The sequence below is a fragment of the Streptomyces albidoflavus genome (genome assembly GCF_000719955.1).
GTDB lineage: Bacteria > Actinomycetota > Actinomycetes > Streptomycetales > Streptomycetaceae > Streptomyces > Streptomyces albidoflavus.
Genome location: NZ_JOII01000003.1, coordinates 75,241 through 87,784, shown reverse-complemented (window position 1 = coordinate 87,784; position 12,544 = coordinate 75,241). Strand labels below are relative to the sequence as shown.

General features: G+C 75.7%; 11 protein-coding genes and 1 pseudogene. 4 read left to right on the top strand and 8 right to left on the bottom strand.

Annotation, left to right across the window (positions count from 1 at the left end):
• Nucleotides 1-130: 130 nt before the first annotated feature.
• On the top strand, nucleotides 131-1,201 hold the full coding sequence (locus tag IF45_RS0103760) for a DUF2637 domain-containing protein (protein WP_008412239.1): 1,071 nt from the start codon (nucleotides 131-133) through the stop codon (nucleotides 1,199-1,201).
• 108 nt (nucleotides 1,202-1,309) lie between these two features.
• Here IF45_RS0103760 and IF45_RS0103755 read toward each other — a convergent pair.
• The 4 genes and pseudogenes from IF45_RS0103755 to IF45_RS0103735 all read right to left on the bottom strand — a co-directional run.
• Nucleotides 1,310-1,780: pseudogene (locus IF45_RS0103755) on the bottom strand (SDR family oxidoreductase); the annotation flags it as partial.
• A 527-nt stretch (nucleotides 1,781-2,307) separates the two neighbouring features.
• Nucleotides 2,308-2,805 carry an ATP-binding protein gene (locus tag IF45_RS0103745; protein WP_003951678.1) on the bottom strand — a complete coding sequence of 166 codons (498 nt, stop codon included), beginning with the start codon at nucleotides 2,803-2,805 and terminating at the stop codon, nucleotides 2,308-2,310.
• Between the two features lie 227 nt (nucleotides 2,806-3,032).
• A complete protein-coding gene (locus IF45_RS0103740; RefSeq protein ID WP_003951677.1) occupies nucleotides 3,033-4,775 on the bottom strand; it encodes a pyruvate dehydrogenase in 1,743 nt (580 codons plus the stop codon).
• 99 nt (nucleotides 4,776-4,874) lie between these two features.
• Nucleotides 4,875-6,689 carry a protein phosphatase 2C domain-containing protein gene (locus IF45_RS0103735; RefSeq protein WP_030305459.1) on the bottom strand — a complete coding sequence of 605 codons (1,815 nt, stop codon included), beginning with the start codon at nucleotides 6,687-6,689 and terminating at the stop codon, nucleotides 4,875-4,877.
• A 418-nt stretch (nucleotides 6,690-7,107) separates the two neighbouring features.
• Here IF45_RS0103735 and IF45_RS0103730 point away from each other — a divergent pair, with 418 nt between their 5' ends.
• Together IF45_RS0103730 and IF45_RS0103725 are read left to right on the top strand one after the other, a co-directional pair.
• On the top strand, nucleotides 7,108-8,091 hold the full coding sequence (locus IF45_RS0103730; protein WP_030305457.1) for a helix-turn-helix domain-containing protein: 984 nt from the start codon (nucleotides 7,108-7,110) through the stop codon (nucleotides 8,089-8,091).
• Between the two features lie 79 nt (nucleotides 8,092-8,170).
• Complete coding sequence (locus tag IF45_RS0103725) at nucleotides 8,171-8,647, top strand: DUF456 domain-containing protein (RefSeq protein WP_010641153.1); 477 nt, start codon at nucleotides 8,171-8,173, stop codon at nucleotides 8,645-8,647.
• A 6-nt stretch (nucleotides 8,648-8,653) separates the two neighbouring features.
• Here IF45_RS0103725 and IF45_RS0103720 read toward each other — a convergent pair whose 3' ends face one another.
• Both IF45_RS0103720 and rsgA read right to left on the bottom strand, forming a co-directional pair.
• Nucleotides 8,654-9,160, bottom strand: coding sequence for a methylated-DNA--[protein]-cysteine S-methyltransferase (locus IF45_RS0103720; RefSeq protein ID WP_003951673.1), 507 nt, complete (start codon nucleotides 9,158-9,160; stop codon nucleotides 8,654-8,656).
• Nucleotides 9,161-9,338: 178 nt separating this feature from the next.
• Nucleotides 9,339-10,451 carry a ribosome small subunit-dependent GTPase A gene (gene rsgA, locus IF45_RS0103715; RefSeq protein WP_030305454.1) on the bottom strand — a complete coding sequence of 371 codons (1,113 nt, stop codon included), beginning with the start codon at nucleotides 10,449-10,451 and terminating at the stop codon, nucleotides 9,339-9,341.
• Between the two features lie 371 nt (nucleotides 10,452-10,822).
• Between rsgA and IF45_RS0103710 the strand changes: the two genes are divergently transcribed.
• Nucleotides 10,823-11,152: a DUF6343 family protein gene (locus tag IF45_RS0103710; RefSeq protein ID WP_030305453.1), complete on the top strand. Its 330-nt coding sequence runs from the start codon at nucleotides 10,823-10,825 to the stop codon at nucleotides 11,150-11,152.
• Between the two features lie 13 nt (nucleotides 11,153-11,165).
• On the opposite strand, the gene IF45_RS0103705 is transcribed toward IF45_RS0103710, so the two are convergent.
• Together IF45_RS0103705 and IF45_RS0103700 are read right to left on the bottom strand one after the other, a co-directional pair.
• The gene (locus tag IF45_RS0103705) at nucleotides 11,166-11,972 is read right to left on the bottom strand and encodes a tyrosine-protein phosphatase (protein WP_010641159.1); all 807 of its coding nucleotides are present in this window, start codon (nucleotides 11,970-11,972) and stop codon (nucleotides 11,166-11,168) included.
• A 67-nt stretch (nucleotides 11,973-12,039) separates the two neighbouring features.
• Nucleotides 12,040-12,462 (bottom strand): hypothetical protein, encoded by a 423-nt coding sequence (locus IF45_RS0103700; protein WP_010641160.1) that lies wholly within the window; start codon nucleotides 12,460-12,462, stop codon nucleotides 12,040-12,042.
• Nucleotides 12,463-12,544 lie beyond the last annotated feature (82 nt).

Genomic DNA, 12,544 nt, shown 5'->3' with positions numbered 1-12,544 from the left:
CGAGTTCACAGGGGCGTTCCGTGGGGTAAGCCACCCCTTTGGCGTCCTCTTGTCCCGAAACCCTCTGCGCGGTGGTTCCCGTGCGCCACTATGGCGCCCGAACGCCCCACCGCTACGCAAGGGACCCCAGATGAGAATGACCGACATATCGCTTGACTGGCTGCTTCCCGGCGCCGTTCTGCTCCTGGGTGTGCTGGTCGCGGTGGCGGTTCTCGCGCGAGGGAAGCGTGCCGGGGCCAAGACGGAGGCGGACGACTCCTGGGAACGCAGCGAGGAGCGCCGCAGGCGCAAGGAGGCCATCTACGGCATCGCCTCCTACCTCCTGCTCTTCTGCTGCGCCGCCGTCGCCGCCGCCCTCTCCTTCCACGGCCTGGTCGGCTTCGGCCGGCAGAACCTCAACCTCTCCGGCGGCTGGGAGTACCTGGTCCCGTTCGGCCTGGACGGCGCGGCGATGTTCTGCTCCGTGCTGGCCGTCCGGGAGGCCAGCCACGGGGACGCCGCGCTCGGTTCGCGCCTGCTGGTGTGGACGTTCGCCGGTGCCGCCGCCTGGTTCAACTGGGTGCACGCGCCGAGGGGGCTGGGCCACGCGGGGGCGCCGCAGTTCTTCGCCGGGATGTCGCTGTCGGCGGCGGTCCTCTTCGACCGCGCGCTGAAGCAGACCCGGCGGGCGGCGCTGCGCGAGCAGGGGCTGGTACCGAGGCCGCTGCCGCAGATCCGTATCGTCCGCTGGCTGCGGGCGCCCAGGGAGACGTACCACGCCTGGTCGCTGATGCTGCTGGAGGGCGTGCGGTCGCTGGACGAGGCGGTGGACGAGGTCCGCGAGGACCGGCGGGAGAAGACGCAGGACCGGATGCGCCGCCGGGACCAGCAGAAGATGGACCGCGCCCGGATCAAGGCGCTCGCCCGCAGCCAGCGCACCATCTGGGGCGGCCGGCGCGGCGGCGCCCAGGTGGAGCTGGCGCACGCCGGGGCCCCGGCCATCCCGCAGCAGCAGCTCACCGAGCCGCCGGTGGCCACACCGGAGCAACTGCCGGTCCGCAACCGGCCCTCGCTCCAGGCGGTCAACGGCGCCGACGCCCCGGCCCGGCCGCAGCAACAGGCCACGACCGTCGACCTCACCGCCGAGGACGACACGCAGGCCCTGCCCCGGCTCGACTCGCTGGAGCAGAAACTGAAGGACCTGGAGCAGCAGTTCGGCTGAGGCCGCGCCCTGTTCCGCGTCCCCGGAGGGGGCGGTCGCCGGTGGCACCGGCGACCGCCCCCTCCGTCGTGTCCCGGCGCCCGGCCGGAACCCGTCGGGCGGTGCCGCTCAGGCCCGGGTGTAGCCGCCGTCGGCGAAGAGTTCGGCTCCGGTGACGAACGACGAGGCGCGGGAAGCCAGGAAGAGGGCGGCCTCGGCGATCTCCTCGGGGTCGGCCAGCCGCCCCAGCGGGACGACCGCCTCGGCGAAGCGGTCGGCGTCCTCTCCCGCCACGCGCAGCAGGGCGGGAGTACGCGTCGGCCCCGGGCCGAGCACGTTGACCCGGAACCGGCGTTCCCCGGACCTGCGGGCCCAGTTGTGCACGAGGTTGCTCAGCGCCGCCTTCGACGCGCTGTAGATCTCCAGTTCCGCGTTCGGCCGCGCGCTGTTGCTGGACCCGACGACCACGACGGAGGCGTCCTGCGCCAGCAGCGGGAGCGCCTTCTGCACGGTGAACAGCGGGCCCTTGACGTTGACGGCGAGCGTCAGGTCGACGTTCTCCTCGGTGTGGTCGCCGCGCACGGCGTCCGCGACGACGCCACGGCCCACCGCTTCGCCAGGGAGGGCGCACGGGTCTTCGTGACCGGCCGGGACCTCGCCCGTCTCGAAGCCGCGGTCGGGGAACTGGGCCCCGCGGCCACCGGCGTACGGTGCGACGTCTCGGTCCTCGCCGCAGCTTCGACGAGCGACACGTCCTGGAACAGGCCCGGGAGCGGTTCTGGGCCGGCGGTTTCGCGGGGACCCGGATGGACGACATCGCCGCGGCGGCTCGCGGGCGGACCGGGCGCCGAGGCATGGACCCGGCTGTCGGCGTACGATCAGCGCCGCCCAGCGGCACGGCGACATCGACGCCGCCGCGGACCCGGACCATCTGGCGGCGCTCCTGCTCACGGTGGTCCGCGGCATCGAGGCGGTGGGCAAGGCGGGTCTGGGGCCGGAGGCGCTGCGCGGCGTCGCCGACACCGCAATGGCGGTTCTGCCCGGGCCCGGACGGAACCGCCCCGGAGGCGCCGGGACGGGCGAGCACTGACACGGCACCGAGACGGCCAGGCGATTCCCCGGCGAAGCTAGGCCGCGTCAGTCCGGCCGCCGTACTCCGCCCCGTCCTGAACGGGCCCCAGTTCGAACCAGACCGCCTTGCCCACCCCGTGCCGGCGGACCCCCCAGTCGTCGGCGAGTGCCTCGACCAGGAGGAGGCCCCGGCCGCTGGTGGCCTCGTGCGGGCGGGGGGTGCGGGGGCGGGGCGGGCGGCCGGTGAAGTCGCGGACCTCGACCCTGAGGGAGCCGTCGTGGACGGTCGCGGTGAAGAGGGCGTCGTGGTCGGAGTGGATCAGGGCGTTGGTGAGGACCTCGGCGGCGAGGAGTTCGGCGGTGGCGGCCTGGTCCTCGGCGAGGCAGGGCCGCAGGAGGGCGCGCAGGGCGCGGCGGACCTCCGGCACCGAGCGCAGGTCCGCGTGGTGCAGGGTGCGGTGGAGGCGTCCGCCCTCCTTCCGGTCCGGTCCCGGGCGCTCGCTGCGGCCCGGTGGGGAACCGGCGTGCGGGCCGTGCCGCGTACTCCGTCCCACGGCGCGGCCCGCCGCGCTGCTGCTCCGTCCGCTCTCCCCGCTCCGCGCAGGGTCCCCCGCCCACATCACGATCGGTCGTCCTCCCGTGGCGTTCCCGGCGGTCCCGTCGCCGCCGGGTGCGTGCGGCCGCCGCGCGGCGGTCGAACACGCTCACGGTGATGCATGCCCGTCCGGCACGCCCGCACGCACGGTGCGGCGTCATGGCACGTGCCAGGCGGGGAGCGGGGTCAGGGCCGGGGGATGTTGCGGAGGTTGGAGCGGGCCATCTGGAGCATCTTGCCCACGCCTCCGTCCAGCACCATCTTGCTGGCGGAGAGGGCGAAGCCGGTCACCATCTCGGCCTTGATCTTCGGCGGGATGGAGAGGGCGTTCGGGTCGGTCACGACATCCACGAGCGCGGGCCCGTCGTGTTTGAAGGCGTCCTTGAGCGCGCCCGCGAGCTGCTTGGGCTTCTCGACGCGGACGCCGTAGGCGCCGCAGGCGCGGGCGACGGCGGCGAAGTCCGGGTTCTGGTTGGTGGTGCCGAAGGCGGGCAGGCCGCCGACGAGCATCTCCAGTTCGACCATGCCGAGGGAGGAGTTGTTGAAGAGGACGACCTTCACCGGCAGGTTCAGCTGGACGAGGGTGAGGAAGTCCCCCATCAGCATGGAGAAGCCGCCGTCACCGGCCATCGCGACGACCTGCCGGTCCCGTTCGGGCAGCTGGGCGCCGATCGCCTGCGGCAGGGCGTTGGCCATCGAGCCGTGGCTGAACGAGCCGATGACGCGCCGCTTGCCGTTGGGCGTGATGTAGCGGGCGGCCCAGACGTTGTTCATGCCGGTGTCGACGGTGAAGACCGCGTCGTCGGCGGCGAGGTCGTCGAGGACCGAGGCGACGTACTCGGGGTGGATCGGGACGTGCTTGTCGACCTTGCGGGTGTAGGCGCTGACCACGCCCTCCAGCGCCTCGGCGTGCTTCTTCAGCATCCGGTCCAGGAAGCGGCGGCTGGACTTGGTCCGCACCAGCGGGATCAGGCAGCGCAGCGTCTCGCGGACGTCGCCCCAGATGGCGAGGTCGAGCTTGGAGCGGCGGCCGAGGTGCTCGGGACGTACGTCGACCTGAGCGATCTTCACGTCGTCGGGGAGGAAGGCGTTGTACGGGAAGTCCGTGCCGAGCAGGATCAGCAGGTCGCACTCGTGGGTCGCCTCGTAGGCGGCGCCGTAGCCGAGCAGGCCGCTCATGCCGACGTCGAACGGGTTGTCGTACTCGATCCATTCCTTGCCGCGCAGGGCGTGGCCGACGGGTGCCTTGAGCTTCTCGGCGAACTCCATGACCTCGTCGTGGGCGCCGGCGGTGCCGCTGCCGCAGAAGAGGGTGACCTTCTCCGCCTGGTCGATCATCTCGACCAGCTTGGCGATCTCGCTCTCGCCGGGGCGGACGCTGGGGCGTTCGGTGACCAGCGCCGACTCGATGGACTTCTCGGGGGCGGGCTTGTCGGCGATGTCGCCGGGGAGGGTGACGACGCTGACGCCGCCCTGGCCGATGGCGTTCTGGATGGCGGTCTGGAGGAGCCGGGGCATCTGCTCCGGGTTGGAGATCATCTCGCAGTAGTGGCTGCACTCCCGGAAGAGGAGTTCGGGGTGGGTCTCCTGGAAGTAGCCGAGCCCGATCTCGCTGGACGGGATGTGGGAGGCGAGGGCGAGCACCGGGGCCATCGAGCGGTGCGCGTCGTAGAGGCCGTTGATGAGGTGGAGGTTGCCCGGGCCGCAGGAGCCGGCGCAGGCGGTGAGCTGGCCGGTGATCTGGGCCTCGGCGCCGGCGGCGAAGGCGGCGGTCTCCTCGTGCCGCACGTGCACCCAGTCGATGCCGGGGGTGCGGCGGACCGCGTCGACGACGGGGTTGAGGCTGTCGCCGACCACGCCGTACATCCGCTTCACCCCCGCACGGACGAGGATGTCGACGAACTGCTCGGCGACGTTCTGCTTGGCCATGCCTCACGCACCCCATTTCCCGCACCTGTGCGGCTTGACGGATTCACCTGGTCCCCGCATCGGGTACCCGGTGGATCCATCAAGTCACGGAGCGGGCGCTCACGCCTCCCAGACGGCGGCGGCCGTGCGGTCGTCGGCGTACCCCTTCACCCGCAGGCGGGCGTCGGCGAGGAAGCCGTCGAGACCGGGCGGGGTGGCTTCGCCCCAGCGGGCGCGGAGCCGCGCCGCGAACTCCGGCTCCTCGCGCAGCGGCGCGGCGAACCCCGCGGTGCTCAGCAGCAGCACGTCACCCGGGCGGGCTACCGAGGCCCGGAAGCGGAACGGTTCGCGGACCGGCTCGACGGCCGGCTCCCAGGGGCCCGGCGGCACCGCGATCCCCAGATCCATGGTGATCCGCTCGCCCCCGTCCGCCTCGGGGCGGAGCGCGCCGCCCTCCTGCTCCTTCGGGGCGTACGGCTCCAGGTCCTGCCAGGCGCCGTCGCGCAGCCGGTGCAGGCCGCCGTCGCCGACGCCGAAGAAGACCCGGGTGGTGCGGGCCGGGTCGGCCGGGAGCAGCAGGCAGCGCAACGAGGCGGTGTACGCCTCCGGTTCGACGCCCAGTTCGGCGGCGCGGGCGCGCAGCCTGCCCAGGGCGTGGTCGGTGAGCCGGTGCAGGCCGGAGGAGAGTTCGGCCCGGCGCCCGTCGCGCAGGTCGCCCGCCAGGCGGGCATGGCTGCGGCCGACGGCCCGGGCGATCCAGCCGCACGCCTCGGCGGCCGCCCGGTGCGTCCTGGCGCCGGTCCGCGCCCCGGCGGCCACCGCCAGCAGCAGCACGGCGTCGGGGCCGGTGCCGAAGCGGGCGGTCAGCAGCGCGTCCCGGCGCGGCTCGCCCCGGAACCGGGCGGAGTCGCCGCGCAGCGAGACGGCCCGCAGGGTGAGGGAGCCGTGGCGGCCACCGTCCAGGACCGTGTCCGGAACCAGTTGGTCCAGGTGGTCGGGGTCGGCGGCGGGCAGCGCGGCGGGCTCGGCGTCGTAGGTCGGCGGGCCGTCACCCACGTAGGGCGGCTCGGGCACCAGCCCGGCGGGCGGCCGGGCCTCGGCGGCGGGCTCCCGCGAGGAGCGCCGCTCGTCGGCGGGCGGCTGTGCCGGGGCGGGCGCCGTGGCGCGCTCCTTGCGCCGGTGCCAGCGGCGGGGAAGGCGCTCCGGGGCGGGCGGCAGGTCGGTGGCCGGGGCGGGCGGCGCGGGTTCCGGGGGCGCGGCCTCGTCGGCGGCCCGGGGCGGGGGCGCGGGCTCCGCGTCCGGGCAGCCGTCGGTGAACGGGGCCGGCGCCGTCGGCGGCCTGGTGGAGGCGGCCGACGGGGTGTCACCGGTGTCGCCGCCGGAGGCGCTCCAGGTGCCGGGCGGCGGGGTCCGGGAGACGGCCGGAGCGGGGTCCGGGGCGGTGCGCGGGTCCGGGACGGCGGCGGAGGCCGGAGGCGGGGAGGTCGTGGCGGGCGACCAGGGTACCCCTGCCGAGGGGCGCCCGCCCGGGGCTGCGAGCGCGCTGCCGCCCGGGGGCTCGGGCCTGGCCAGGTCGGGGGTGTCCGGCGAGGCTACGGCGGCCTCCGCTCCCCCGTCCTCCGCGCGGGCCGCCTCGGAGGTGTCCCGGGGCTCCGGTTCCCCTGACGTGGTGTCCGGGGCCGGGTCCCGCCAGGCTTCCGGGCGCTCCGCCTGTTCCGGGCTCTGCAGATGCTCCGGGTCCGGATCGCCGGGCGGCGCGGACGGCTGTCGCGGGACGGAGTCGAGCGTGCCGGAGGCCGAGGCGAAACGGTCGTCCAGGCTGTCGCGGGCACCCGGGGCCGGGCCCGTGTCCTCGACGGTCTCGTCGTACAACTGCGCCCACCAGGCGTCCTCCTGGGCGGAGGTGCCGGTGCGCCTGTCCCCCTGATGACTCATGCCCTTGATTGTCCACCGCGACGGGCGCCGGAAAACGGGGGAAGCGGGATTTTCGGCCGCCGTACGCCGCAGGGGCCCGACGCCCGCCGGGCGGCCCACCCCCCACGGGAAGGCCGCCCGGCGGCGTCGGCACGACCCGTCGAAGACACATTCCAGGTGCGCTTCGGGAGGGCGGGCGACGGCGGATTCCCTCCCCTGTCCGGGCGGGAGCGGGCGCGCGGCCCGAGCGGGCAGGCGGGGCTCCGGCGACGGAGAACGGGAGGAATCGCCGCAGGCCCGGCCGGTAGCCAGGTCGCGGTGCGGCCACAGTGGCAGACGGCCGGGGGGTACGGGGATGATGAGCGCGGGCGGGTTTGTGCCGTGGCTGGTTTCCGCCAGTCGGCGGCCCCGCCGGTGAACGACCGGGAGGGGAGTGGCGATGCTCGCGGCGATAGGTCTGGACGAGCGGCACGAGGCGGCGTACCGCGCGCTGGTGGCGGTCGGGGTGGCGGAGGTGCCGGAACTCGCGCACCGCCTGGCGCTGGACGAGGCGGAGGCGGCGCGGGTGCTGCGCAGGCTGGAGCAGCACGGTCTCGCGGCCCGGTCGACGGCTGCGGCCGGGCGCTGGGTGGCGGCTCCCCCGGGGGTGGCGCTCGGCGCGCTGGTGACGCAGCGCCGGCACGAACTGGACCGGGCCGAGCTGTCCGCGGCGCTGCTGGCGCAGGAGTTCCGCGCCCGGGCCGCCGAGCCGGCGGTGCAGGACCTGGTGGAGGTGGTGACCGGCGCGGAGGCGGTCTCGCAGCGCTTCCTCCAGATGCAGTACGGCGCCAGGCGCGAGGTGTGCGCCCTGGTCACCGGCGCCCCGGTGGCGGTCACCGGCCAGGAGAACGCGGCGGAGGACCAGGCGGCCGACCGGGGTGTGGCGTACCGGGTGGTGCTGGAGCGGGAGGTGATCGCGGGGCCCGAGGGGCTGCGTGAGGTGGCCGAGGCGATGGCCCGGGAGGAGCGGGTGCGGGTGGTGGAGCGGGTGCCGACCAAGCTGGTGATCGCGGACGGCTCGCTGGCGATGGTGCCGCTGACCCCGCGCGGGGCGGCGGTGCCGGCGGCGCTGGTGGTCCACGCCTGCGGGCTGCTGGAGTCGCTGTCGGGGCTGTTCGAGTCGGTCTGGCGGGAGGCGCTGCCGCTGCGGCTGGGCACCGAGGGGCCCGTCGAGGAGGAGCCGGACGGCCCGGACGTGACCGATCTGGAGATCCTGTCGCTGCTGCTGGCGGGGCTGACCGACGTGAGCGTGGCCAAGCAGCTGGACCTGGGGCTGCGGACGGTGCAGCGCAAGGTGAAGCGGCTGATGGAGCTGGCGGGGGTGACGACCCGCCTGCAACTGGGCTGGCACGCGTACGAGCGGGGCTGGGTGGCGCGCGGCTGACCGGGGGCCACCCGTGCGGCGGGCGCCCGGACGCCCCGCCCGCCCTGCGCGCGGCGGCCGGTGCGCGCAGCCTGGGCCCATGGGTGCCTGGGAGCTGCTGCTGGTCGGGGTGGTGATGGTGCTGGGCCTCGTGGGTGTGCTGGTACCGGGCCTGCCGGGCACCTGGCTGGTGTGGGCGGCGACGCTGTGGTGGGCGCTCCAGGACCAGTCGTCGACGGCCTGGGGGGTCCTGGTCGGCGCCTCGCTGCTGCTGCTCCTCGCCCAGCTGGTGCGCTGGCAGCTGCCCGGACGCTCGGGGGACCCGATGGGGGCGCGGCTCGCGCAGTGGGCGGGGTGGGGGGCGCTCGCCGGGTTCGTGGTGGTGCCGGTGGTCGGGGCGGTCCCGGGGGCGCTGGTGGGGTTGTACGTGGCCGAGCGGGTGCGGCTGGGCCGCCGGGACGACGCGGCGGCCTCGGTCCGGGACGTGCTGCGGCGCGGCGGCTGGCGGGTCCTGGTCGAACTCTTCGCCTGCTTGCTGGTGGCGGGCGCCTGGGTGGGCGCGCTGGTCTGGGGGTGAGCCCGGTCAGCCGGCGGGCACGGCGGTCCGCGTGCGCTCCAGGCCGAGCAGCCAGGTCTTGCGCTCCAGTCCCCCGGCGTATCCGGTGAGGGAGCCGTCGGCGCCGACGACCCGGTGGCAGGGGCGGACGATCAGCAGCGGGTTGGCCCCGATGGCGCCGCCCACCGCGCGGACGGCGGGGCCGCCGACGCCGATGGCGGCGGCGAGCTGCCCGTAGCTGACGGTGGTGCCGTACGGGATCTCGTCGAGGGCGGCCCACACGCGGCGCCGGAAGTCGGTGGCGGGCGGGGGCGCGAGGCGGAGCGTGAAGCGGTCGCGCTCGCCGGCGAAGTACGCGTCGAGTTCGCGGCGGGCCTCGGCGAAGGGGGCGTCGTCACGGACGGTGCCGGGGGCGGGGAGGCCCTTGGCGCCGGGGGCGCCGGGGACGGTGAGCGAGGTGAGGGCGCCGGTGGCGTCGCAGGTGAGGAGGAGGTCGCCGAGGGGGCCGGGGTGGGTGGTCCAGTACGCGGTCATCGTTCTTCCTCGCGGTGCGGGCGTGCGCCCGCCGGGCGCGGCGGGCACCTCCCAGTGTGCCGACCCCCAAGCACTGGAGCTGGCGGAAATGCGACATGGCGTTCGGGCCCCGAGGGGTCCGGGACGCCCCGGACCCCTCGCGTGCCGGGCCTCTCGCCGGGCCCGGCACGGGTATCGGTCAGCGGATACGGCCGCGCTTGGCCTCGGCCGCCGCCCGGCCCTCGGCGCCCTTGATCCGCCACTCGCGGCGGATCTCCTGGCGGAGCCGGGCGTCGGTCTTGGCGACGATGCGCTGGTTCTCCCGCTGAAGCTTGCGGTAGCTCTCCAGACGCCGGACCGGCAGCTCGCCGGTGTCCAGGGCGGCCAGGACGGCGCACCCCGGCTCGCTGTCGTGCGCGCAGTCCTGGAAGCGGCACTGCCGGGCGTACTCCTCGATCTCGGCGAAGACCCGTTCCACGCCGCTGCCCGCGTCCCACAGGCCGACGCCGCGCAGCCCCGGGGTGTCGATGAGGGCGCCGCCGCCGGGCAGGGTCAGCAGGTTGCGGGTGGTCGTGGTGTGGCGGCCCTTGCCGTCCATGTCGCGGACGGCCTGGACCTCCATGGCCTCCTCGCCGATCAGGGTGTTGGCCAGGGTGGACTTGCCCGCGCCGGACTGGCCGAGGAGCACCGTGGTGCCGGAGCCCACCAGGGCGGCCAGGTGTTCCAGGCCGGTGCCGTCGGCGCTGCTGACGGCGAGGACGGTGACACCGGGCGCGGTCCGCCCGACGTCGGAGACCAGGTGGCCGAGGGTGGCCGCGTCGGGCACCAGGTCGGCCTTGGTGAGGACGACCACCGGTTCGGCGCCGGACTCCCAGGCGAGCGCGGTGAAGCGTTCGATCCGGGCCAGGTCGAGTTCGGCGGCGAGGGAGACGGCGACCACGGCGCGGTCGATGTTGGCGGCCAGCACCTGGCCGTCGGAGCGCTTGGAGGAGCCGGAGCGGGCGAAGGCGGTACGGCGCGGCAGGTACTCCCGGACGTAGCGGGGGCTGGCGCCCTCCGGGTCGAGGGCGGCCCAGTCGCCGGTGCAGATGACCTTCATCGGGTCGCGGGGCACGACGAACGCCGTGTCGGCGCGGACGGTGCCGTCCGGCGTGACGACGTCGCACTGGCCACGGTCGACGCGGATGACCCGGCCGGGGACGAGCCCGCGCCCGGCGTAGGGGCGGAAGGCGTCCTGCCAGCCGGCGTCCCAGCCGTACGGGGCGAGGGCGGTGGAGCGGGTGGAGACCTCGGTGGAGGCGTGGAGAGACAAGGGGGACCCTTCGAAGGGCGGCCCCCTGGGCGTCGTACGGGCCGGTCTTTACCGGCCGGTCGCCCGGGGGCGGCGGGTGAGAACAGCGGCACGCTGAGTGCGGGCGAAGCCCGTCTCGATCTCGACAGCCATCGGTCACACCTCCCGATTCGTACGACATGGGGACGGTGGCGGCGCGCCTGCGCGCGGCCACCGTCGTGAACTGTGAGGACCGTAGCCCGGGGCGGGGCGAGGGGGCCACAGGTTTTACCGGCCGCGCCCGTCCCAGCAGGATCTGCCCGGTCCGGGCAGCGGGGCTAGCGTGGAGGGGACGGCCCGTACGGGCGCACCGGCGCGCGTGCGGGCGACACGTCCACGGGAAGGTGGTCCTCGTGCCCCAGCACCCGCCCGGCCAGCCCGGACCCACCGGCGGCCGTACCGGAACCGAACCCGTCCTCGCCCGCAGCGCGCTCGGCCTGCGGCTGGTGATCTCCAGCGTCGCCGTTCCGCTCTTCGCGGTGGTGACCGTGCTGCTCGCCGTCTGGGCGGCCTCGTCCTCCGAGACGGACAGCCCGAGCGGCACCTCGCTCTCCGTGCTCGCCGCCATCTTCGGCGTGCTCACCCTGATCGCCGTGGCCGACCTGGTCGTGGTGGTGCGGCGGCGCAGGGTGGCCAGGGCGGCCGCGCGGGAGGAGGCCCGCGAGAGGGGCGACCGGGACTGACCCCGGCGTTTGGTCAGACGGTGAGTTCGGCGCGCAGCCGGTCCAGGGCCGCCTCGACCCGCAGTGCCTCGCGGGCGTACCGCTCGATGTCGCCCCAGCGTTCGGTGAGGGCGTCCAGGGCGGCGTCGAGGTAGGCGGGGCGGACCTCGGTGAGCACCGCGGCGATCTCCGGGTCCCCGCCCCGCTCGACGAACCGTCGGACGTGCGGCTCGTAGCGGGCGCGGACCGCGTCGTTGACGGCGAGGTACTCGCTCCGTACGGCGTCCTGGCCGGCGCCGAGCAGCAGGAGCAGGAGGGCCGCGCCCCAGCCGGTGCGGTCCTTGCCGGCCGTGCAGTGGAAGAGGAGGGGGTGGGTGCCGTCGTCGGCGGCGGTCTGCACGAGGGCGGCGTAGGCGGAGCGGGCACCGGGCGAGAGGACCATCCGCCGGTAGGCGTCCTCGAACAGCCGCTCGGCCCGGCCGCCGCCCAGCTCCTGTTCGGCGAGGACGGGGTCCTCCAGGTACCGCGCGAGGCGGGCCGGGGCGGCGCCCGGGCGGGTGCCGAGGACGTCGCCGACGAAGGGGCGGGCGCCGGGCGGCAGGACGTCGGGGGCGGCCTCGCGCTCCCCGGTGGTGCGCAGGTCGAAGACGACCTGGACGCCGCGTTCGGTCAGGACCGGGTCGGTGTGCGGGTCGTGGTGCGCGAGGTCGGCCGAGCGGAGCAGCGCGCCGGGCCGCACCGACCGGCCCTCTCCGGCGCCGGGCAGCGGGATGCCGCCGAGGTCGCGCAGGTTGGCGACGGTGGCGGCCTCGACGGCCCGGCCGGTCGGCTCCGAGTCCATGCGGTCATCGTCGGCCGGGCGGGGCGGGGGCGCACGCCGGGGAGGGGCGGGCGCGGCCGGACGGGGGTCAGCCCCGGGGGCCGAAGGTGCCGTGGCCGAGCTGGCCGACCTGGATCACCGGGGCGTGGTGGGTGCCGCCGCTGACGGTGTTGTTGATCACGACGCCGCCCGCGGCCGGCTCGGCGGGGGCGATCTCGTCGAGGAGGGCGCGCAGTTCGGCGGCGGCCCCGGGGTCGGCGCGCAGCAGGCGGCGCAGGCGCAGCTGCCACTCCTCCTGGATGTCGGCGCGGTGCTCCTCGTCGCCGTTCCGGTCGGCCTCGGCGAGCTCGTCGCGGGCGGCGGTCAGCTCACCGGCGACCTGGTCCTCGTCGCCGCCCCGGGCGAAGAGGCGGGCGACCCGGCCCCGCGCGGCCGACCAGGCGTCGGAGACCATCAGCCCGACCAGGGAACTGGCTCCGCTGGCGGCGAGCGCGGCGAGTTCGGCGTCCAAGTTCTTCTCCCCCTGCGTCACTTCGGCCGCGGGCGGCGGCCGGTGCGGGCGAGGCCGCCCGCGCGGGGTCCACGGTAGGCAG